Below are 19,687 nucleotides of genomic sequence, written 5' to 3' on the forward strand. Positions count from 1 at the left end.
CCGCGCGTGAAACCTGCGAACTGCTTTGTCGGGAACTCCGGCGGCGGATGGCAGTTGGCTGCCTGCGTCATTTTAACTCAGGGAGTTCCCGCGCATGAAGACGACCAAGCTCGCCCTCGCCATGATGTTGGCAACCGGCCTCGCCGCCGCCCCGTTCGCCGCGCAGGCGAAGTCGCACAAGGCGAAACATGAATCCTCGACGTCGTCCTCGCAGACGACGGGCGCCAACACGAAATCCAAGAGCGCGGATCCCTCCGGTCAGGGCGGCTCCAGTCCCGGCTCCGACCAGGGCGGCACCATGACGAACAACAAGGGCACGACCAACGCCAAGTAGGCTCGCCGCCGTTCATCGAAGGCCCCGCGATCGCGGGGCCTTCTTGCTTTGGTGTTCGCTCCAATCCTTCTCACGCCATCGTCCGCGCGCGCTTCAGCTGCGCCGGATGTCGGCGATGTTCAGGCCACCGCCCGCGGAGTTCGTCTTCACGAGATGATCGAGCTGCGCCCGCTTGCGTGCGATCAGAAGCTGGGCCGCGGCATCGTCGAGACCCTCGCGCTGCAATTGCCGGATCGCGGATCCCAGTTCGAGGATCTCGGCGCGCAGTCTCAAGATCCGGTACGTGTCCGGGTCTTCCTCCATGGCGCGCTCCCAAAATGTCTCAGCGGCGCGCGATTGCGCGCACGGGACCCGCGGCTTTCTTGAGGGAACGAAGACGCACACGATCGCGAACATCCGGCAGGACATCGCCACCGCCAGCCGCCTTCCATTCGCCGATCAGCAGATTGATTCTCCGGCGCAGATCCATCTGCGCCAGGGCCTTTTCTGAGCAGTCGCGATCGCGATCGACGAGACCGCGCACGGACGCCTCGACATCGGCCATTTCCAGCCTCAAGGCGCTGATCTTACGTCGAATTTCATTAATTCTGTTGTCCATGGCTTGTTAGAACAAAATAAGAACATATAGTCAAGTCACGATTTCAGAACGGAGAGGCCAGATGCAGGTTCAAGGTAAATACGACGCCAGGGTTTTCCTTGCGGAGCAGATGACGAGGTCACAGGGCCTGAGGTTGAAGCGGCTCAGCGAGGAGGCTTATCAGCCCGCGCAATATGATCGCGATCTGTCCTTCACTGAAGCTGCGCGTCGCATCCAGGTGCTCGAGGCGGAGATCGAACTGGCAAATTCCTTCTAGGCTGCATCGTGCATCCGGAACGTTGCGGGCGCGCTTTCGGAACCATGCTTATGCCGAATGGGTTTTCTCCCGGCCAAGGGAGAATCCGAATGGCACGCAATGCAAAGAAACGCCGCTACTCGCGCAGCGCCGGCAGCGACGTCGAAAGCGAAATGCGGCGCTACAAGAAGGGCACGGCAAAGAGCGGCCCCGGTGGTCGCGGCGGACGTGTGAAGAGCCGCAAGCAGGCGATCGCAATCGGCCTGTCGAAGGCACGCAAGAAAGGCAAGAAGGTCCCGAAGAAGGCCTCGAAGCGGAAGACATCCAAGAAGAAGGCATCCAAAAAAAGGACGAGCAAGAAAACGTCCAAACGCAAATCCGCCAAGCGATAGCGGCAATCGGCGCTAGATCATGCTGCCCGGCATGAAGCAGCGGATCGAGATGCCAAACGCGGTCTTCACCGGCCACACCATGGTGCGGCCGGCGCGGTTCGGCTCGGTGATGACGGCTTCATCGGGCACATCGACCCACTGCCCATCGAGGCGCACGCGATAGTGCCCGTCATGCGACTCCCAATCCGGATCGGAGACGGCAAATCCGTCAGCGTCCGAGCAGCACGGGCCGAGATGGCTGCGCAGGCTGTCGAACCAGGGCTTGAGCGGCGAATCGGCGTAGCGGCCATCATCGCGCCCCAGGGCACTTCCAGCCGACAGCACGAGCGGCGCCACGAGCAGCGCACGTCTCAGCGAGAGCTTCAATCGATCCATGTCGGCACCGATCAAATACGAACCGCCGGTTCCATAAGACGGCCGGAGGTCCGAAGTTCCACTCTTGCAACTCGCCTGGGCGCCTTCATTGCCGCCAAGGCAACACGCGATCGAATTCTGACGAGCGAACGCGGCTTTTTCGGACGAACCTGTCACCAATGCTGCCGTTGACGAGAATGTTATCGGCGACCTGTGGGTATCTCGGATGCCAACGAGAAAAGGCGGCCCGAAGGCCGCCTTTTTGGATTTGCGCCGGAAGAGCTCGACCTACGCGAGTGGCACCGCGACAAACCGGGTCGCGTCCGCACTTTTGACCTGCAACAGCACGCTGGACTTGCCGGACGATTTGGCCTGCGCCAGCTCGGAGCGGACGTCGCCGACATTGGCGACGGGCTTGCCGCCGACATTGAGGATGACGTCGCCGGTCTGAATGCCGCGCTGCGCCGCCGGCCCTCGCGGATCGACCTCGGTGACGACGACGCCCTTCTGGCCGGCGCCCTGCACGTCGCCGGCGGGCGCCAGGCTGAGCCCGAGGCGCGGCGTGCCGTTGCCCGGCTGCGCCTTGCCCTCGTCGGCCTTTCCGTTTCCTTGGGCCTGCCGCTCGTTCGGCAGTTCGCCGAGCGCGAGGGTCACCGTCTTGCTCGCGCCCTTGTGGAAGACGTCGAGCTTCACGGACGTGCCCGGCGCCAGCGTGGCGATGGTGCGGGCGAGATCGCGGGAGTCCTTGATCGCGGTACCGTTGACGGCGGTGACGACGTCGCCCGCCTCGATGCCGGCCTTTGCCGCCGGGCTATTGTCCTGCGGATTGTCGACGATCGCGCCGCGCGCCTCCTTCAGGCCGAGGCTGTCGGCGATCTCTGACGTCACCGGCTGCACCTGCACGCCGAGCCAGCCGCGGGTGACCGCACCCTTGTCCTTCAACTGCGCGACGACGAGCTTTGCGGTCGTGGCCGGAATGTCGAAGCCGATGCCGACCGAGCCGCCCGACGGCGAGAAGATCGCGGTGTTCACGCCGATCACGTTGCCGTTCATGTCGAAGGCCGGGCCGCCGGAATTGCCCTTGTTGATGGGCGCGTCGATCTGGATGAAGTCGTCATAGGGACCATTGCCGATGTCGCGGCCGCTGGCCGAGACGATGCCGGCGGTCACGGTGCCGCCGAGGCCGAAGGGATTGCCGACCGCGACCACCCAGTCGCCGATCCGCGGCTTCTGGTCGGAGAACTTGACGAAGGGGAAGTCCTTCTTGCCATCGACCTTGATCAGCGCGAGATCGGTTTTCGGATCGGTGCCGACCACCTTCGCGGTGTAACTCGTCCCGTCATCCATGGTGACCTGCACGGACTCGGCGTGGTCGACGACGTGGTTGTTGGTCACGGCATAGCCGTCGGCTGAGATGAAGAAACCGGAGCCTTCGCCCGTGACCATCTGGTGACGCTGGCGCGGCATACCGTTCATGCCCCCCGGGCCGCGGGAGCCGAACTGCCGCGAAAACTGGTCGAACGGGGAGTCCTCGTCCGAATCCATCCGGTTCTGTTGCAGCATTGCGCTCTTGTCGTTGTCCTGGTCGATCTTGACCCGCACCGAGATGACGGCCGGTTTGACCCTGGCGACGAGGTCGCCGAAGCCCGGCGGAGTCGCAGCGCTTTCCGCGGCCTGGGCCGGCGCGATGAAGGAGGCTATGCCGAGCGGCGAAGCGCCGGGAGAAGCAGCCAGCACGGCCACGCCAAGCGCGGCCACGGTGCCAAGCAGCGCGAGCCGGCGCGGCTTAAAGATCGTGCGGGACGTGGTGATGTCGGGATTGACGCGGTCATTCATGTCGAAATGTCCATGTTGGGTCAGGTGTCGCCTTGCACGCAACATGGCCGCTCGCACCTTACGGTGTCCCGTCCACGCGATTAAATCTTGGCAAAGGTGGTGCGGTCGCGGCACGGCCGGACATCACGGCTGCACATTTGATGCAGCTCAACGCCGCCCTCCCGCGCGGTGAAAGACTGCGGCCACCGAACGATGTCCATCGGAGGCGCACCATGTACAAGGATATTCTCGTCCACATCCCGACCGAGCGCCCGATGCGTCCGGCGATCGACGGCTCGATCTCGCTCGCAGCGCATTTCAACGCCCATCTCGACGCGGCCGCGGTCGGCTATCTCGCAGCCAGTGCAGCTTATGTCATGGACGGCGGGGCCGCCCTGGCGGCCGTGTTCGAACTGGAACGCGAGCGCGCAGTTGAGCGGGCCGAGACTGCGCTCGCGGTGTTCGGAAGCGAGGCGGCGAACGCCGGCATTTCCTACACATGCCACCCGCTCGGCGCGATCCCGGTGGATGCGGCCAGATCACTCGGCGAGATGGCGCGGCTGCACGACCTCAGCATCGTGCTTCAGCCGGATCCCGCGCAAAGCTCGTTCGACAACGACGTGCCCGGCGAGATCCTGTTCCAGGCGGGCGGCCCGGTGCTGTTCCTGCCGTACACTTTCCGAGGAGCCTTCAAGGCGAGGCGGATCGGCATCTGCTGGGACGGCAGCCGGCTCGCCGCCCGCGCGATGCGCGACGCGGCACCGTTCCTGGCGCGCGCCGAAGAGATCGTGATCATCACGATCAACGAAGCCGACGTGGTGCCCGGCGAAGTGTCGGCAAGCAATCTGGCAAGACATCTCGGCCGGCGCGGGCTCTCGACCCGCACGGACGGCCTGTCAGCCACCCGCTCCGAGATCCAGCCGACCATCCTGTCGCTGGCGGCCTACGAGAGCCTCGATCTCCTGGTGATGGGCGGCTACGGCCATTCGCGATTGCAGGAGCGCGTTCTCGGCGGCGTCACCCGCGCCATGCTGGAAGCCATGACGGTGCCGACGCTGATGTCGCACTGACCGAAGCTGGCCCGGCTCTCTCACGCCGCAGCGGGGGTCTCCCATCCAGCGGTTGCGGTGGCGTTCTCGTCGCGGTGCACATTGCACGCATCGAAATGCGCCTTGAGTGCGAGCTCGGCGAGATATTCGAAATGTTCGGCCTGGCCGAGGAGTTCCCAGTTCTGGAGCGGCCGGTAGGCCGCCTGCTGGCGACAGAGGGACGCCAGCGCACGGTAGCGACGTACGTTCTCCATGAGAATCTCCCTCTCGGTCACACCCGGCTTATTTCTCCGGTTTGCGTCAGGGGCATTGCACTTGTGCGAAACTTTTTCTGCGCAACGCCGTCGGTCTCGGGAATGTTAACGTGTGCTGCAACGCGGCCGCTTTGCTTTGGCGCAAACTTTACAAATGTTTGGCGATGGATCTCAGCAGCGTACCGCTCAACGCCGAACCAGCCACAAAGTTACGGCATGTGTGAGGCAAAGCACAGCCCGACGTCCCTGTCGCGCGTATAATTTTTTGCGTATGGCCGCAAACAAGGTAACGGCGGTACACCACGGCTACGCTATCAACGCAGCCTGCGACTTTGGAGCCGTGCGGGCATGGAACCGGCGGCTCATTTCGTTTCGGGCGGCGACTAGGCGTAGAGGCGGCGTTCCACGGTCACGCCGACCAGGTCGAGATAGCGCTCGATCAGGTCGGGTCGGCCGACGAGATAGCCCTGCATCTGCTCGCAGGCTTCGTGCGCCAGGAAGGCACGCTGCGCCTCCGTCTCCACCCCTTCAGCGATGACCGGGATATTCAGCGCGTGCGCGAGGCTGAGGACGGCGCGGACGATCTCGGCCGATTGCGGCGTCGCCTCGAGGTTGGAGATGAAGCTGCGGTCGATCTTGATCTTGTCGAACGGAAACGACTGGAGATAGGACAGCGAGGAGTAGCCGGTGCCGAAATCGTCCATCGCAATGCGGATGCCGAGTGCCTTCAATCGCCGCAGCAGATTGAGCGCGCGGGTAAAATCGCCGATCAGCACGCCCTCGGTGATCTCGACCTCGAGCCGCGTCGGCGTAAGCCCCGTCTCCAGCAGAACCTGGTGGATCGAGCGTTCGAGGTCGCCGGCCTGGAACTGGACCGGCGACAAATTGACCGCGACCTGCAACGGCCGTGGCCAGGATGCCGCCTCGCGGCATGCTTCGCGCAGAACCCATTCGCCGATCTGGATGATCAGCCCGTTCTCCTCGGCAAGTGGAATGAATTGGTCTGGCGGCACGAAGCCCCGCGTCGGGTGATTCCAGCGCAGCAGCGCCTCGAAGCCGATGACCTCGCCATCCATCCGCGCCTGCGGCTGGAAGTAGACGAGGAACTGGTTCTGCTCCAGCGCCTGTCGCAGATCGTGCTGCAACAGCCTGCGATCACGCAGCTCCTGGTCCGTCTCGGATTCGAAGAAGCAGACCCGGGCCCTGCCCTCGCGCTTGGCGCGATAGAGCGCGGAATCGGCGTTGGCAAGCAGCGTCGCGGGATCCACGCCGTCATCGGGGTAGACGGCGATGCCGACGCTGACGCCCACCTGGGAGAGATAGTCGTCGACCTCGAGCTCCTTGCGGATCACCTCGACCAGACGCTCGGCCAGCGTCAGCACGTCCTCGCGGCGCGCGTTGTCGGGCATCAGGATCATGAACTCGTCGCCGCCGATGCGGGCGACGAAGGCGCCGTCGGCTTCTGCGGCAAGACGATCCGCCGCCGCCCGCATCAGCATGTCGCCGACGGGGTGCCCTAACACGTCGTTGACCTCCTTGAAGCGGTCGAGATCGAGGCTGAGCACTGCAAAGCCGGTCGAAGCCTCCTGCGCCCGCTCCAGCCGCTCGTCCAGCTCCGCGTTGAAGGCGCTGCGGTTCGGCAGGTCGGTCAAGGCATCATGATGGGCAAGATGACTGATGCGCTCATGGTTCGTGACACGCTCGGTGACATCCTCGATCACGCCGACCAGATATTGCGGATCGCCGGCGCCGTCCCTGATCAGCATCTTGCGCGAATTGACGACGCGATCGTGGCCCTTGACGCCGACCTCGAGTAGGTGTTCCTCGAGGAACATCGGCATTCCACTGGCGACGACCCTGCGGTCCTGCTCGTTGACCACGCGGGCAACGTCCGCCGGAAAAATCTCCTCGGGAGTCCTGCCCAGCATCTGTTCGCGGGGCAGGCCGTAATAGTCCTCGCCGGCTCGGTTGAGCAGAATGTAGCGGGAATCCTTCGCGCACTTTGCGAACACGGCAATCGGGATATTCTCGACGATCGTATCGAGGAACTCGCGGGTCCGGAGCAAGTCCTCTTCGACCTGATCGTGCGTCTGGGCGCGCGCGTCGGCGATCCGCTGGCGATCGCGGTCGTTTGCCTCGTAGGCCGCGCTGACGAGTTCGCCCAACTTGTCGAGATCGACCCGTCCGGTCGCTTCGGTGGCACAGCGAAGCTGCTCAGCGAACAAGCGATGCATGCTCATGCCACCCCAACTGGCCGAGTGCAGGCCTCATGCCCGCAGATATCTCGCGTTCCTGAACCGCAGATTGAGACTCTTAGCATTGCGCGGGCGTTAATCGAACGTTCGCCGCGGACGCGGTGGTTACCCCGGCCTGAAGGAATCCGATCGCCTTGTGAGGCAAGTTCCGTGGAACCCCGGAGCAAAGTGGCACGCGTTGGCACAAGCGACACCCGGGTGCACGGCTCCCGTAGTCTACCGGAGACGCGCGCTTTCGCCGACCCGCAGCGGCTGCGCGGAATTATCCTGCGATTGTGGAACCCGGCCGGCCTCGGCGGCGATGCGAATAGCTGCAATATTGCCGGCATAGTCGGCGCTGCTCTTGCCGCGGAACACCGCCGAACCCGCCACGAGCGTATCGGCACCCGCGGCGGCCACAGCAGCAGCGTTGTCGCGCGTGATGCCGCCATCGACCTCGAGCCGGATCGGCCGATCGCCGATCATGGTTCGAATGCGCCGGATCTTGTCGAGCTGGGATTCGAGGAAGGACTGGCCGCCGAAGCCCGGATTGACCGTCATCACCAGCACCAGATCGACGCGATCGAGCACATATTCGATCGCGCCTTCCGATGTCGCCGGGCACAGGCTGACACCGGCCTTCTTCCCGAGCGCGCGGATCGCCTGCAACGTGCGATCGAGATGCGGTCCCGCTTCGGCATGCACGGTGATGACATCGGCCCCGGCCTTCGCGAACGCCTCGAGATAAGGGTCGACCGGCGCGATCATCAGATGCACGTCGAAGATCTTCTTCGTCACCGGCCGGATCGCCTTGATGACATCGGCGCCGAAGCTGATGTTCGGGACGAAATGTCCGTCCATGACGTCGCAATGGATCCAGTCCGCGCCGGCCGCGTCGATGGCTGCGATCTCCTCCCCGAGACGGGCGAAGTCCGCGGCCAGGATCGAGGGAGCGATAAGGATCTCGCTGATCATGGCTTTGCACTCCGCACGTCGGCCCCGCCGCTGAAGACGCGGCTTGCCAGCACGTCCACGGGATCGATGGTCTCGAGGTCGGTAATTTCGAGCATCCGGTCGAGATCGGACACCAGCCGATCGGCCTGCCGCAAGCGGATGCGGTCGACGGCATTGCGGATCGAGCGCGCGTTGGAGAAGAACGGCTGGGTCCGCCGCAGCGCGATGTATCTTTCAAAGGCCTCGCGCGCGGCCGCCGAGAAGCGATAGCCGCGCTCCTTCAGCATCAGCTCGGCAATGACGAGCAGCTCGGCTTCCGCATAGTCCGGAAACTCGATGTGGTGGGCGATGCGCGAACGGAAGCCGGGATTGGAAGCGAAGAAGCTGGTCATTCGCTCGCCATAACCGGCGAGGATCACGACGAGATCCTCGCGCTGGTTCTCCATCACCTGAAGCAGGATCTCGATCGCCTCCTGGCCGTAGTCGCGCTCATTGTCCGGCCGGTGCAGATAATAGGCCTCGTCGATGAACAGCACGCCGCCCATCGCCTTCTTTAAGATCTCCTTCGTCTTCGGCGCGGTGTGGCCGATATACTGGCCGACGAGGTCGTCACGCGTCACGGAGATCACCTGGCCGCGCCGCACGAAACCGAGCCCGTGCAGGATCTTCGCCATGCGCAGCGCCACGGTGGTCTTGCCGGTGCCGGGATTGCCCGTGAACGACATGTGCAGCGTCGGCGGCGCGGAGGCGAGGCCCGCACGCTGCCGGATGCGCTCGATCAGCAGGAGCGAGGCAATTTGGCGTACGCGGTTCTTGACCGGCCGGAGGCCAACCAGCTCCTGCTCGAGCTGCTGCAGCGTATCCGTGATCCCGGCCGCTTCGGTTTCCTTGCGGAGATCGAAATTGGTCTCGCCGCCTTCGGCGGTCGTCGCATGGGGCACGTCAAGCATCGGCACCTCGAAGAAAAAAGCTTCGCCGCGGGGGGGGAAGCGGCGAAGCAGTGGTCCGCCAAGGATACGGAGCAGGGAGAGCTCCGCGCGGAAACGGATGACTAGGACACGTGTGCAGGCGTCTTTCGCACGGTGGTGTAGCGGATCGCGCGCCCCCCCACTTCCTGGCGCACCAGCTCGAATTCCGCTTCCTGCGGCGGCCGGTTGACGAGGAACGAGATTCGCACCGACTCCCAGCCATAGCTGGAGTCGAAGCCGCTGATACGGATGTATCGGTCGCCGTACACCCTGCGGCATTGGGCGAGCTCCATCATCACGCCGGCGGCGTCCTGAAGGTCGAACATCGGCAGGCCCCACATCTCCCAATAGGTGTTGCGGGGGTGCGGATCGTCCGTGAACTCGATATTCACCGCCCAGCCGTTTGCGAGGCAATACTGCACCTGCTTGGCGATCTGATCGTCGGTGAGGTCGGGCAGGAACGAAAAGCAGCCCTGGGTGAGTTTCATGTTGCGTCTCCTCAAACGGTTTCGAGCGCAGTCGGCACGAAGTCCGGCGTGTCGGTGGATTGATAGTTGAAGGTGACGTCCTTCCAGACTTCGAGCGCCGCCTTCAGCGGCGTGCAAGTCTCGGCCGCCCTGGCCAGGATCTCCGGCCCTTCATGGACGTAGTCGCGGCCCTCGTTGCGGGCGAGGATCATCGCCTCCAGCGCCACGCGGTTGGCGATCGCGCCCGCCGCGATGCCCATGGGATGGCCGATCGTGCCGCCGCCGAATTGCAGCACGACGTCTTCGCCCAGGAGATCGAGCAGCTGGTGCATCTGGCCGGCATGGATGCCGCCGGAGGCCACCGGCATCATCTTGTTCAGGCTCGCCCAGGACTGGTCGAAGAACAAGCCATGCTCGAGCTTGGTCGGGTTGAAATCCTCGCGGCAGACATCGTAATAGCCGCGCGTGGTGTTCGGATCGCCTTCGAGCTTGCCGACCACCGTGCCGGCATGGATGTGATCGACGCCGGCAAGCCGCATCCATTTGGCGATGACGCGGAACGACACGCCGTGGCTCTTCTGCCGCGTATAGGTCGAGTGACCGGCGCGATGCAGATGCAGGATCATGTCGTTGCGCCGGGCCCATTTGGCCATCGACTGGATCGCGGTGTAGCCGATCACGAGGTCGATCATGACGATGCACGATCCGAGCTCCTTGGCGAATTCCGCGCGCTCGTACATGTCCTCCATCGTGCCCGCGGTGATGTTCAGGTACGTGCCTTTCACCTCGCCGGAAGCGGCCTGCGCACGGTTCACCGCCTCCATGCAATAGAGGAAGCGATCGCGCCAATGCATGAAGGGCTGCGAGTTGATGTTCTCGTCGTCCTTGGTGAAGTCGAGCCCGCCCTTCAGCGCCTCGTAGACCACGCGGCCGTAATTGCGCCCCGAAAGCCCGAGCTTCGGCTTCACGGTTGCGCCCAGCAGCGGCCGGCCGAACTTGTCGAGCCGCTCGCGCTCGACCACGATGCCGGTCGCCGGCCCCTGAAACGTCTTCACATAGGCGACGGGGAAACGCATGTCCTCGAGCCGCAGCGCCTTCAGCGGCTTGAAGCCGAACACGTTGCCGATGATCGAGGCCGAGAGGTTGGCGATCGAGCCCGGCTCGAACAGGTCGAGATCGTAGGCGATGTAGGCGAAATACGAGCCCGGCGTGCCCGGCACCGGATCGACGCGATAGCATTTCGCGCGATATTTTTCGGCGGCCGTCAGCCGGTCGGTCCACACCACCGTCCAGGTCGCGGTCGAGGACTCGCCGGCAACCGCAGCGGACGCTTCGATCGGATCGACGCCTTCCTGCGGCGTGACGCGGAACAGCGCGATGACGTCGGTGTCCTTTGGCATGTAATCGGGCTCCCAATAGCCCATGCGCTTGTATTCCATCACGCCCGAGCGATAGCGCTCCTTGCCGCGAACCGTGCCGGTATGTGCATTCATGACTCTCTCCTGTTCTTCTCTCTGAATGACTAGGCGGCGACCGACTCTCGGGCGTCGACGCGCGGATCGAGCTCGCCGGCGCGATAGCGCCGCGCCATCTCGCTCAGGGGAACGACCTTGATCCTGCTCGCGTGGCCCGCGGTGCCGAACTGTTCGAAGCGCTCGCGGCAGAGCTCGCGCATCGCGTCCATCGCCGGCTTGAGGAATTTGCGCGGATCGAACTCGGAGCGTGCCTGCGCGGCCACTTTCCGGAACACCGCGGTCATCGCCAGACGGCAGTCGGTGTCGATATTGACCTTGCGCACGCCGCTCTTGATGCCGCGCACGATCTCTTCCACCGGCACGCCCCAGGTCTGCGGCATCTCGCCGCCGAACTGGTTGAACATGTCCTGGAGCGGCTGCGGCACCGAGGACGAGCCGTGCATGACGAGATGCGTGTTCGGCAGCCGGCGGTGAATCTCCTCAACCACCCGCATCGCCAGGATATCGCCATCGGGCTTGCGGCTGAACTTGTAGGCGCCGTGCGAGGTGCCCATTGCAATGGCCAGCGCATCGACTTTCGTCGCGCGAACGAAATCGACGGCCTGGTCAGGATCGGTCAGCAGCTGGTCGTGGCTGACCTTGCCCTCGACGCCATGACCGTCCTCCTGCTCGCCGCCGCCATGTTCGAGCGAGCCGAGCACGCCGAGCTCGCCTTCGACCGAGGCGCCGACCCAATGGGCGAGATCGACGACGCGGCGGGTGATCGCGACGTTGTAGTCGTAATCGGCCGCGGTCTTGGCGTCGGCTTTCAGCGAGCCGTCCATCATCACCGAGGTGAAACCGTGCGCGATGGCGGACGCGCAGGTCGCCTCGTCATTGCCGTGGTCCTGGTGCATGCAGAGCGGGATGTCGGGATAAGTCCGCTCCAGCGCGTCGATCATGTGGGACAGCATGAGATCGCCGGCATAGCTGCGCGCGCCGCGCGAGGCCTGGATGATCACGGGCGCATCGACCTCGGCGGCCGCCTGCATGATCGCGATCCCCTGCTCCATGTTGTTGATGTTGAATGCCGGCACCGCGTATCCGTGGCTGGCGGCGTGATCGAGCAGTTGGCGAAGGGTGATACGGGCCAAGGGTCGTCCTCCTTATTGGCTCTTGCGGGCGATCGCCCGGCGGGCGGCTTCCGCAATGTTTTGCGGCGTGATGCCGAATTCGCGATACAGCACCGGCGCCGGCGCCGAAGCGCCGAAGCCGCGCATGCCGACGAATTCACCGTCGGCGCCGATCCAGCGCGGCCAAACGCCCAGCACAGCGGCTTCGATGCCGACGCGTGGCGCGGTGCCGAGCACGGCGGCGCGGTAATCCTCCGGCTGCTCCTCGAAGAGCGCGAAGCAGGGCGCCGAGACCACGGCCGCTCGGATGTGCTCGGTCGCGAGCAGGCGGGCGGCTTCCAGCGCGATCGAGACTTCCGAACCGGTCGCCATCAACGTCACATCGCGGCCGCCATCCGGCGAGACCACGAGATAGGCACCGCGCGCGACACGGTTTCTGCCGCGCGCATCACTGCGGAACGTCGGCAAGGCTTGCCGCGACAGGCAGAGCACGGAGGGACGATGCTCCGCCGCAAGGGCGCAGTCCCAGGCCTCCAGCGTCTCCACCGCGTCGGCGGGGCGGAACACCAGGAGGTTCGGGATCACGCGCAACGCGGCGAGATGCTCGACCGGCTGGTGCGTCGGGCCGTCCTCTCCGAGACCGATGGAGTCGTGCGTCATCACGTGGATGACGCGCAGCCGCATCAAGGCCGCAAGGCGGATCGCCGGCCGGCTGTAGTCGGAGAACGCGAGGAACGTGCCGCCATAGGGAATGAAGCCGCCGTGCAGCGCGAGGCCGTTCATCGCGGCGGCCATGCCGTGCTCGCGAATGCCGTAGTGGATGTAGTCGCCGGCGAACGCCCCGCTCTTGACGGGAGTTTGCGCCTTGGCATGGGTCAGGTTCGAATGCGTCAGGTCCGCAGAGCCACCGACGAGGCCCGGAATTGTCCCGGCGATGCCGTCCAGCACCTGTTGCGAGGCCTGCCGCGTCGCGAGCTTCGGCCGCTCGCTCGCAAAGCGCTCGCGCAATTTCGCCGCGGCCAGCGCATAGGCGGCCGGCAGGGCGACGACCTTGCCTTCGACGAACAGGTCGCGCTGCTCGGGCGAAGCACTTTCATAGCGATCGAGCCAGGCGAGACGCTCGACCTGTCCCCGCTGCCCGATCATGCGCCACGCCTTGAGGATCGGGATCGGCACCACGAAGGGCTGATAATCCCAGCCGAGCGTCCGGCGCGCCGCAGCGGTCTGCTCGGTGCCGAGCGGCGCGCCATGCGCCTTCTCTGTGCCCTGCCGGTCCGGCGCGCCATAACCGATGACGGTGCGGCAGGCGATCAGCGACGGCTTTGTGGTTTCGCGCTCTTCGGCAATCGCCTGCGCAACCGCTTCGGGATCGTGCCCATCGACGCGGCGCACCGACCAGCCGGAGGCGGCGAAGCGCGCGAGCTGGTCGTCCGATGTCGCAAGCGACGTCGGCCCGTCGATGGAGATGCCGTTGTCGTCGAACAGCACGATCAGGCGGCCGAGCTGGAGATGGCCGGCGAGCGAGATCGCCTCCTGGCTGATGCCTTCCATTAAGCAGCCGTCGCCCGCGATGACATACGTGAAGTGGTCGACGAGCCCATCGCCATGCCGCGCATTGGCCATGCGCTCGGCGAGCGCCATGCCGACGGCCGTGGCAATCCCCTGCCCCAGCGGCCCCGTCGTGGTCTCGACCCCTGGCGTATGGCCGTATTCGGGATGGCCCGGTGTCTTCGAGCCCCATTGCCGGAAGGCCTTGATGTCATCGAGGCTGACGGCGCCGCCGCTGAGATGGAGTAGTGCATAGAGCAGCATCGAGCCGTGGCCCGCGGAGAGCACGAAGCGATCGCGATCCGGCCAGTTCGGGTGCGCCGAGTCGAACTTCAGGAAGCGCGAGAACAGCACGGTCGCGACATCGGCCATGCCCATGGGCAGGCCGGGATGGCCGGACTGCGATGTCTCGATGGCATCGACCGCGAGGAAGCGGACGGCGTTGGCGAGATCGTTATGCGCGACAGCCGTGAGGTCGGCTTCGGCATGGACGGAGATGTTCATCACATTCTCTCCTTGTTCACTTCAGGTTTCGCTTGCGCTCGATGAGCTGCATGATCAGCGGCGTCAGGATCAGCTGCATCGCGAGGTCCAGCTTGGCGCCGGGGCACACGATCGAATTCGCGCGCGACATCCAGCTGTGGGGCAGCATCGAGAGCAGATACGGGAAGTCGATGCCGCGCGGGTTCTTGAAGCGGATCACGACCATCGATTCGTCAGGCGTCGGGATCCAGCGCGCGATGAACGGATTGGAGGTGTCCACGGTCGGCACGCGCTGGAAATTGATGTCGGTCTCGGTGAATTGCGGACAGATGTAGTGGATGTAGTCAGGCATCCGCCGCAGGATGGTGTCGGTGACGGCCTCGGTCGAATAGCCCCGCGCGCTGCGGTCGCGGTGCAGCTTCTGGATCCATTCGAGATTGATGACGGGCACGACGCCGATCTTCAGGTCGGCGTAGCGCGCAACGTTGACCTTGTCGGTGACGACGGCGCCGTGCAGGCCTTCGTAGAACAGCAGGTCCGAATTGTCCGGCAGCCGCTCCCATTCCGTGAAGGCGCCGGGAGGCGCGCCGTGCAGCGCGGATTCCTCGGCATCGTGCACATAATGTCGTGTCACCGCCGTGCCGGTCTCGCCGTAGTCGCGGAAGGCACGCTCCAGCTCCTCGAACAGGTTGGTCTCGGGGCTGAAATGGCTGAAATGCCTGTTGCCGCGCTCGGCCTCCTTCGCCATCTGCGTGCGCATCTCGGCGCGGTCATAGCGATGGAAGGCGTCGCCCTCGATGTAGACGGCGTTGACCTTCTCGCGGAAGAAGATCTGCTCGAACGTCTTCTTGACCGAGGTCGTGCCGGCGCCGGAGGAGCCGGTGATGGAGATGATCGGATGCTTCCTGGACATGTGCCCCCCTCCTCACAGCCGGAAGAAGCCGCGCCGCGCGAACAGCGGCGCCGAGACGCTGGCAACCAGCAGCGGATCGCAATGCAATTCTTCGACGCGCCGCACCTCGTTGCTCGAGCCCATGATCAGCGGCACGCGCTGGTGCAGGCTTTGCGCCGACAAATCGAGGATGCGCTCGCGTCCGGTCGAGGCCGAGCCGCCGGCCTGCTCGATGATGTAAGCCATCGGATGCGCCTCGTAGGTGAGGCGCAGGCGGCCGTCGCCATAGCCGGGCCGTGCGTCCGAGGGATAGAGGAACACGCCGCCGCGGGTGAGGATGCGATAGGTCTCGGCGACCAGCGAGCCGATCCAGCGCATGTTGAAATCGTGATTGGCGAGGCCTTCGACGCCGGCAAGGCACTCGTCGATGAAGGCGCGCACCGGAGGATCCCAATGCCGGCGATTGGACGCATTGATCGCGAACTCCTCGCCCGCTTCTGAGATCTGCACGGCGCTGCGCGCGAGACGGAAGCAGCCGGATTTGCGGTCGAGCGTGAAGATGTCGACGCCGTCGCCGAGCGTCAGCACCAGCGAGGTCTGCGGACCGTAGGTGACGAAGCCCGCCGCGAGCTGCGCCGAGCCGCGCTGATGGAAGGCGAGCGCGAGATCGTCGGGCGCGGGCAGGATCGAGAAGATCGTGCCGACGGTCATGTTGATGTCGATGTTGGAGGAGCCGTCGAGCGGATCGATCGCGACGCAGATCCTGGCCGCGCGGTCGACGATCTGCGGCTCGCGCATCTCCTCCGACGCCAGCGCTGCGATCGGCAGCTTGCCGAGACAGCGGCGCAGGATCGCATCCGCCTGGACGTCGAGATCCCGCTGGACGTCGCCGTCGCTGTTGCGGCTCGTGGTCAGGCCCGAGGCGTCCGCGAGATCGCCGGTGCCGATGAGGTCGGCGATCTCGATCGCCGCCGCCGCGATGGCATCGACTGCGGTCGCCACCGCCAGCGCGTGGGGCGCGGTCTCCGAGTACCGTTGAAGGTGGTCGTCCAGCCTGAGTTGCCCGGTCATCTGCGTCCATCCCCTGGCCGGCGCCGCATCCATTTCCCTCCACGGTGGAGGCAGGTCGCGGTCGGTCCCGGCATAAGGAGATTGACAGGGGTGGCTTAATAAGGAAAATTTCTATTCATAATGAGTGCCAAAGAATTTTCTTATAATGGCCCCGGCCATGCGGCGGCCCAGCTGCGGCATCTGACGATCCGGCAGCTTCGCTCGCTCGCGGCGCTTTCGGCCAAGGGCAGCGTGACGGCGGCCTCCGGCCATCTCGGGCTGACGCAGCCGGCCGTGACCCAGCAGTTGCGCCAGCTTCAGGACCTCGCCGGCCTGCCTTTGGTGCAGCGGACCGGCGACGGCATGCTGCTGACGGAGGCGGGCAAGGAGGTTCTGGCGCTCGCCGAACGGGTCGAAGCCGCGATCATGGACTGCCAGGGCGCGCTCGACCTGCTCGCCGGGCGGACCGGCGGCACCGTGCATCTCGGCGCGGTCTCGACCGCGAAGTATTTCGTCCCGCATGCGATTGCGGCATTCACCAAGCGGTACCCGAAGATCGAGATCAGACTGACCATCGGCAATCGCGAGGAGATCCGCGAGGCCATGCACGGCTACGACCTCGATTTCGCGGTGATGGGTCGGCCACCGGCCGACGTCAGCGTCGACGTCCGTCAGCTCGGGCGCAATCCGCACATCATCGTCGCGCGCAAGGGGCACTGGCTGGAGAAGGATTCCGGCCTCAGCCTGACCGACCTCGTGCACGAGACCTTCCTCACCCGCGAGCTGGGATCGGGCACGCGCACGCTCATGGAGGGCATGTTCCAGAAGTCGGACCTCGAGCCGGTCATTGGCATGGAGATGAGCAGCAACGAGACCATCAAGCAGGCGGTCATCGCCGGGCTCGGCGTCGCCTTCATCTCGGCCCACACCGTGGCGCACGAGCTTGCCGAGGGCCGCCTGATCGTGCTCGACGTCGCCGGCCTGCCGATCGTGCGGCAATGGTACGTGATCCGCCGCAGCGACAAGGTGCTGCTGCCGCCGGCGCAGGCGATGTTCGATTTTCTGGGCTCGGAGGGGTCGAACTATCTGCCCGACGTGCCGGAGTTCGGCGAGCGCTAGCCCGCCGGTGTTCAGACCATCAGCTTCATCGCAATCGTCGCCGCGAGAATGACGATGATCTGAAGCAGGCGCTCTGTCGTGAAGATGCGGTTGAAGGTGGTCATCGCTCGCCCCCGGCCGACGTGAAGGAGATCCGGGCGACTTGCTATCATGCGCAGGCGCCGGGGTAACCCCGTAGTCGCCACGGATTCCGCTCCCGACCAGAACCGGCGATCGCCGATGTTCGCCGCCGACCTCCTTGCGGCGATGGTTAACGATCAGGCCGCGCGCGAAGCGGCGTAATCCATGTGCGTGGCGAAATAAGCTTCCAGTTCCGACAGCGCCCGCGCTTCCCAATCCCTCGCCTGCTCCAGCAGCGACCAGCTCTGGCCCGGGCGGAATGCAGCGGTCTGGCGATAGAGCGATGCGATGCCGCGATAGCGGCGCACGTTCTCCAAGATGGCGTGCCCGTTTGCTTGGCCGTTCATGTCCGAAAACTCCCTCGTCATTCCCGGGGGAGAAATTGCGGCCAAATCTTTTTCGAAAAGTTAGCGGCGCACGGCAAGCGCGCGAATGGTTGCCGGACTGTTGCGCGGGCGCAACGTCGGCGCGCGCGCATCGCCGATTTATTGCGAATTCGTTGCCGCGCTCTCGCCCGAACGCTTCAGCCCGCCGCGGCTGATGATCGACATCGTTTCGCGGCAGAGATCGGCAAGGCCGATCAGGAGCACGGCGAGGAGGCAGAACAGGTTGATGGAATCGGTGTTTGCGCTGGTCAGCGCATTGAACTCGAAGAAGGGCGGCATGAACGCCCACCACACCAGCGGAACGGTGAGCAGCGCGGCGAATGCCGCCGCCGGCGCACCCGCGACAAGTCCGAGCACGAACAGGCTGGGCAGAAATGCCGCGAAATAGAGTTTTGCGCCGAGCGCGACGCAGATGCCCTGAAGCACCGCCGATAGTCCGACGACGACTAGTCCCAGCAGAAACGCCTGCCACGACCATGGCCGTACCCGCGGTACGGCAAACAGCCCCGCACGTCTCATCAGCCTCCCCCTGCCGCCCGTTAACTGGGCCCGCTTGCGACCAAAGTACTACAGCGGCAGGAAAATCGCGAGGCGGAAAACGCATGCCCGGGCGTTTGGTAAACAGCCGCATCGCATAATTTTCACCGCTACTCGGTGGCCGCATAGAGCAGGCCCGCGACCGGCAGAGCGAGGCCGATTCCCGATGCGAGGGCCCAGCCGCCTTGCGCGAAGGCCCAGGCGCCGACCGCGGAGCCGGCAGCGCCGGCGGCGAAGAACGTCGCCATGTAGAGGCCGTTGAGGCGACTGCGATGTTCATGCCCGAGCGCGAAGATGGCGCGGAAGCCGAGCACCACGTTGCCCTGGACGCCGATATCGATGGCGATCGCGGCCACCACCAGGAAGGCCAGGTTCAGCATCGAGCCGGCCGCGCCGATGTAGGTCACGAGGAAGCCCGCGGCCGCGAGCAGCATCGCAACCAGCGTCGCGATGCGGCTATGGCCGCAGTCGGCGAGCCGTCCCGCGATTGGCGCGGCGAACACGCCGGCGACACCGGCGAGGGCAAACAGCGCGATGCCGCGCTGGGAGAAGCCGAACTCGGAGGCGAGCTGAAGCGGTGCGACGGTCCAGAATAGCGTGAAGCAGCCGAACAGGCTCGCCTGGTAGAGCGCGCGGCGCCGGAGCAGCGGCATGGTGCGCACCAGATGCGGCATCGACAGCAGCAGCGTGCCGTAATGCATGCGCGCGACGGGCTTGCGCGTCGGCAGCACCATCCAGAGCACGGCTGCGAGCACGATCATCAGCGCGGCGGAGGCGAAGAACACCGCATGCCACGACGACGCGGCGGTGACGAAGCTCGACACCGGCCGCGCCAGCATGATGCCGAGCATCAGGCCGGTCGAGACGTTGCCGACGACGCGGCCGCGGATGGCCTCCGGCGCCAGATGCGCCGCATAGGGAATGATGATCTGCACCGCGACCGAGCCGAGCCCGATGAACAGCGCGGCGATCAGGAACGGCAGTGCGTGCGTCGCGAACGCGGCGGCGAGCAGCGCCGCGGCGCCGAGCGTGATGACGGAGCAGATCAGGGTGCGGTTCTCGACGAGATCGCCGAGCGGCACGATGAAGAGCAGCCCGGTGCCGTAGCCGATCTGCGTCATGGTGACGATCAGCCCGGCGGCGGCGTGCGACAGGCCGAGCGCGGCGCTGATCGGGGCGATCAGCGGCTGGGCATAGTAGATGTTGGCGGCGACCATGCCACAGGCCGCGGCAAGCACGAAGGTCAGGCGCTGCGACACCGCGTCCGGCTCGGGCGCGGTCTCGATGGTGGCATTCATCGTCATTGACACG

Annotated in this window: 22 protein-coding genes; 5 read left to right on the forward strand and 17 right to left on the reverse strand. The window is 65.2% G+C overall.

Annotated elements, in window-relative coordinates:
• The first annotated feature begins 94 nt into the window (after positions 1-94).
• Positions 95-334, forward strand: coding sequence for a hypothetical protein (locus E4K65_RS31425; protein WP_135177418.1), 240 nt, complete (start codon positions 95-97; stop codon positions 332-334).
• Positions 335-427: 93 nt separating this feature from the next.
• Here the strand turns inward: E4K65_RS31425 and E4K65_RS47695 are convergent, their stop codons facing one another.
• Together E4K65_RS47695 and E4K65_RS47700 are read right to left on the reverse strand one after the other, a co-directional pair.
• A complete protein-coding gene (locus tag E4K65_RS47695) occupies positions 428-637 on the reverse strand; it encodes a hypothetical protein (protein ID WP_027546237.1) in 210 nt (69 codons plus the stop codon).
• Positions 638-656: 19 nt separating this feature from the next.
• Positions 657-878, reverse strand: a complete 222-nt coding sequence (locus E4K65_RS47700) for a hypothetical protein (protein WP_167771303.1) — start codon at positions 876-878, stop codon at positions 657-659.
• Between the two features lie 115 nt (positions 879-993).
• Here E4K65_RS47700 and E4K65_RS31435 point away from each other — a divergent pair, with 115 nt between their 5' ends.
• The gene (locus E4K65_RS31435; protein WP_027546239.1) at positions 994-1,188 is read left to right on the forward strand and encodes a DUF3072 domain-containing protein; all 195 of its coding nucleotides are present in this window, start codon (positions 994-996) and stop codon (positions 1,186-1,188) included.
• 89 nt (positions 1,189-1,277) lie between these two features.
• Entirely contained in the window at positions 1,278-1,559 is a 282-nt protein-coding gene (locus E4K65_RS31440; protein ID WP_135177419.1) for a DUF6496 domain-containing protein, read from the forward strand.
• A 12-nt stretch (positions 1,560-1,571) separates the two neighbouring features.
• Here E4K65_RS31440 and E4K65_RS31445 read toward each other — a convergent pair whose 3' ends face one another.
• Positions 1,572-1,934 (reverse strand): hypothetical protein, encoded by a 363-nt coding sequence (locus E4K65_RS31445; RefSeq protein WP_026312964.1) that lies wholly within the window; start codon positions 1,932-1,934, stop codon positions 1,572-1,574.
• Between the two features lie 267 nt (positions 1,935-2,201).
• Positions 2,202-3,749 (reverse strand): Do family serine endopeptidase, encoded by a 1,548-nt coding sequence (locus tag E4K65_RS31450; RefSeq protein ID WP_167771296.1) that lies wholly within the window; start codon positions 3,747-3,749, stop codon positions 2,202-2,204.
• Positions 3,750-3,961: 212 nt separating this feature from the next.
• Here E4K65_RS31450 and E4K65_RS31455 point away from each other — a divergent pair, with 212 nt between their 5' ends.
• Positions 3,962-4,798, forward strand: a complete 837-nt coding sequence (locus E4K65_RS31455) for a universal stress protein (protein ID WP_167771297.1) — start codon at positions 3,962-3,964, stop codon at positions 4,796-4,798.
• Positions 4,799-4,818: 20 nt separating this feature from the next.
• Here the strand turns inward: E4K65_RS31455 and E4K65_RS31460 are convergent, their stop codons facing one another.
• The 10 genes from E4K65_RS31460 to E4K65_RS31505 all read right to left on the reverse strand — a co-directional run bounded on the left by E4K65_RS31460 (position 4,819) and on the right by E4K65_RS31505 (position 16,235).
• Positions 4,819-5,031, reverse strand: a complete 213-nt coding sequence (locus E4K65_RS31460; RefSeq protein WP_135177422.1) for a hypothetical protein — start codon at positions 5,029-5,031, stop codon at positions 4,819-4,821.
• Between the two features lie 383 nt (positions 5,032-5,414).
• The gene (locus E4K65_RS31465; protein ID WP_235885791.1) at positions 5,415-7,265 is read right to left on the reverse strand and encodes a putative bifunctional diguanylate cyclase/phosphodiesterase; all 1,851 of its coding nucleotides are present in this window, start codon (positions 7,263-7,265) and stop codon (positions 5,415-5,417) included.
• Positions 7,266-7,502: 237 nt separating this feature from the next.
• On the reverse strand, positions 7,503-8,240 hold the full coding sequence (gene rpe, locus E4K65_RS31470) for a ribulose-phosphate 3-epimerase (protein WP_135177424.1): 738 nt from the start codon (positions 8,238-8,240) through the stop codon (positions 7,503-7,505).
• Positions 8,237-9,169 (reverse strand): CbbX protein, encoded by a 933-nt coding sequence (cbbX, locus tag E4K65_RS31475; protein ID WP_167771298.1) that lies wholly within the window; start codon positions 9,167-9,169, stop codon positions 8,237-8,239. The genes rpe and cbbX overlap by 4 nt, the downstream gene beginning before the upstream one ends.
• Positions 9,170-9,270: 101 nt before the next feature.
• On the reverse strand, positions 9,271-9,675 hold the full coding sequence (locus tag E4K65_RS31480) for a ribulose bisphosphate carboxylase small subunit (RefSeq protein WP_135177426.1): 405 nt from the start codon (positions 9,673-9,675) through the stop codon (positions 9,271-9,273).
• Positions 9,676-9,686: 11 nt separating this feature from the next.
• Complete coding sequence (locus E4K65_RS31485) at positions 9,687-11,147, reverse strand: form I ribulose bisphosphate carboxylase large subunit (protein WP_135177427.1); 1,461 nt, start codon at positions 11,145-11,147, stop codon at positions 9,687-9,689.
• Positions 11,148-11,176: 29 nt separating this feature from the next.
• Positions 11,177-12,262 carry a class II fructose-bisphosphate aldolase gene (gene fba / locus E4K65_RS31490; protein ID WP_027546250.1) on the reverse strand — a complete coding sequence of 362 codons (1,086 nt, stop codon included), beginning with the start codon at positions 12,260-12,262 and terminating at the stop codon, positions 11,177-11,179.
• A 12-nt stretch (positions 12,263-12,274) separates the two neighbouring features.
• Complete coding sequence (gene tkt, locus E4K65_RS31495) at positions 12,275-14,293, reverse strand: transketolase (protein ID WP_135177428.1); 2,019 nt, start codon at positions 14,291-14,293, stop codon at positions 12,275-12,277.
• Between the two features lie 16 nt (positions 14,294-14,309).
• Positions 14,310-15,185, reverse strand: coding sequence for a phosphoribulokinase (locus tag E4K65_RS31500; RefSeq protein WP_135177429.1), 876 nt, complete (start codon positions 15,183-15,185; stop codon positions 14,310-14,312).
• Positions 15,186-15,197: 12 nt separating this feature from the next.
• Positions 15,198-16,235, reverse strand: coding sequence for a class 1 fructose-bisphosphatase (locus E4K65_RS31505; protein WP_135177430.1), 1,038 nt, complete (start codon positions 16,233-16,235; stop codon positions 15,198-15,200).
• A 120-nt stretch (positions 16,236-16,355) separates the two neighbouring features.
• On the opposite strand from E4K65_RS31505, the gene E4K65_RS31510 reads away from it, so the two are divergent.
• The gene (locus E4K65_RS31510; RefSeq protein WP_135177431.1) at positions 16,356-17,333 is read left to right on the forward strand and encodes a LysR family transcriptional regulator; all 978 of its coding nucleotides are present in this window, start codon (positions 16,356-16,358) and stop codon (positions 17,331-17,333) included.
• A gap of 257 nt (positions 17,334-17,590) precedes the next feature.
• Here the strand turns inward: E4K65_RS31510 and E4K65_RS31515 are convergent, their stop codons facing one another.
• From E4K65_RS31515 to E4K65_RS31525, 3 genes are all read right to left on the reverse strand, one after another.
• The gene (locus tag E4K65_RS31515) at positions 17,591-17,800 is read right to left on the reverse strand and encodes a hypothetical protein (protein WP_135177432.1); all 210 of its coding nucleotides are present in this window, start codon (positions 17,798-17,800) and stop codon (positions 17,591-17,593) included.
• Positions 17,801-17,938: 138 nt separating this feature from the next.
• Entirely contained in the window at positions 17,939-18,358 is a 420-nt protein-coding gene (locus tag E4K65_RS31520) for a DUF4118 domain-containing protein (protein WP_135177433.1), read from the reverse strand.
• Positions 18,359-18,486: 128 nt separating this feature from the next.
• Entirely contained in the window at positions 18,487-19,680 is a 1,194-nt protein-coding gene (locus E4K65_RS31525; protein ID WP_135177434.1) for an MFS transporter, read from the reverse strand.
• Positions 19,681-19,687: the final 7 nt, after the last annotated feature.

It is taken from the genome of Bradyrhizobium niftali (assembly GCF_004571025.1).
GTDB lineage: Bacteria > Pseudomonadota > Alphaproteobacteria > Rhizobiales > Xanthobacteraceae > Bradyrhizobium > Bradyrhizobium niftali.

Coding starts and splice junctions, on each gene's coding strand:
- E4K65_RS31425 (WP_135177418.1), top strand. CDS start 95: ATGAAGACGACCAAGCTCGCCCTCGCCATGATGTTGGCAACCGGCCTC.
- E4K65_RS47695 (WP_027546237.1), bottom strand. CDS start 637: ATGGAGGAAGACCCGGACACGTACCGGATCTTGAGACTGCGCGCCGAG.
- E4K65_RS47700 (WP_167771303.1), bottom strand. CDS start 878: ATGGCCGATGTCGAGGCGTCCGTGCGCGGTCTCGTCGATCGCGATCGC.
- E4K65_RS31435 (WP_027546239.1), top strand. CDS start 994: ATGCAGGTTCAAGGTAAATACGACGCCAGGGTTTTCCTTGCGGAGCAG.
- E4K65_RS31440 (WP_135177419.1), top strand. CDS start 1,278: ATGGCACGCAATGCAAAGAAACGCCGCTACTCGCGCAGCGCCGGCAGC.
- E4K65_RS31445 (WP_026312964.1), bottom strand. CDS start 1,934: ATGGATCGATTGAAGCTCTCGCTGAGACGTGCGCTGCTCGTGGCGCCG.
- E4K65_RS31450 (WP_167771296.1), bottom strand. CDS start 3,749: ATGAATGACCGCGTCAATCCCGACATCACCACGTCCCGCACGATCTTT.
- E4K65_RS31455 (WP_167771297.1), top strand. CDS start 3,962: ATGTACAAGGATATTCTCGTCCACATCCCGACCGAGCGCCCGATGCGT.
- E4K65_RS31460 (WP_135177422.1), bottom strand. CDS start 5,031: ATGGAGAACGTACGTCGCTACCGTGCGCTGGCGTCCCTCTGTCGCCAG.
- E4K65_RS31465 (WP_235885791.1), bottom strand. CDS start 7,265: ATGCATCGCTTGTTCGCTGAGCAGCTTCGCTGTGCCACCGAAGCGACC.
- rpe (WP_135177424.1), bottom strand. CDS start 8,240: ATGATCAGCGAGATCCTTATCGCTCCCTCGATCCTGGCCGCGGACTTC.
- cbbX (WP_167771298.1), bottom strand. CDS start 9,169: ATGCTTGACGTGCCCCATGCGACGACCGCCGAAGGCGGCGAGACCAAT.
- E4K65_RS31480 (WP_135177426.1), bottom strand. CDS start 9,675: ATGAAACTCACCCAGGGCTGCTTTTCGTTCCTGCCCGACCTCACCGAC.
- E4K65_RS31485 (WP_135177427.1), bottom strand. CDS start 11,147: ATGAATGCACATACCGGCACGGTTCGCGGCAAGGAGCGCTATCGCTCG.
- tkt (WP_135177428.1), bottom strand. CDS start 14,293: ATGAACATCTCCGTCCATGCCGAAGCCGACCTCACGGCTGTCGCGCAT.
- E4K65_RS31500 (WP_135177429.1), bottom strand. CDS start 15,185: ATGTCCAGGAAGCATCCGATCATCTCCATCACCGGCTCCTCCGGCGCC.
- E4K65_RS31505 (WP_135177430.1), bottom strand. CDS start 16,235: ATGACCGGGCAACTCAGGCTGGACGACCACCTTCAACGGTACTCGGAG.
- E4K65_RS31510 (WP_135177431.1), top strand. CDS start 16,356: ATGAGTGCCAAAGAATTTTCTTATAATGGCCCCGGCCATGCGGCGGCC.
- E4K65_RS31515 (WP_135177432.1), bottom strand. CDS start 17,800: ATGAACGGCCAAGCAAACGGGCACGCCATCTTGGAGAACGTGCGCCGC.
- E4K65_RS31520 (WP_135177433.1), bottom strand. CDS start 18,358: ATGAGACGTGCGGGGCTGTTTGCCGTACCGCGGGTACGGCCATGGTCG.
- E4K65_RS31525 (WP_135177434.1), bottom strand. CDS start 19,680: ATGACGATGAATGCCACCATCGAGACCGCGCCCGAGCCGGACGCGGTG.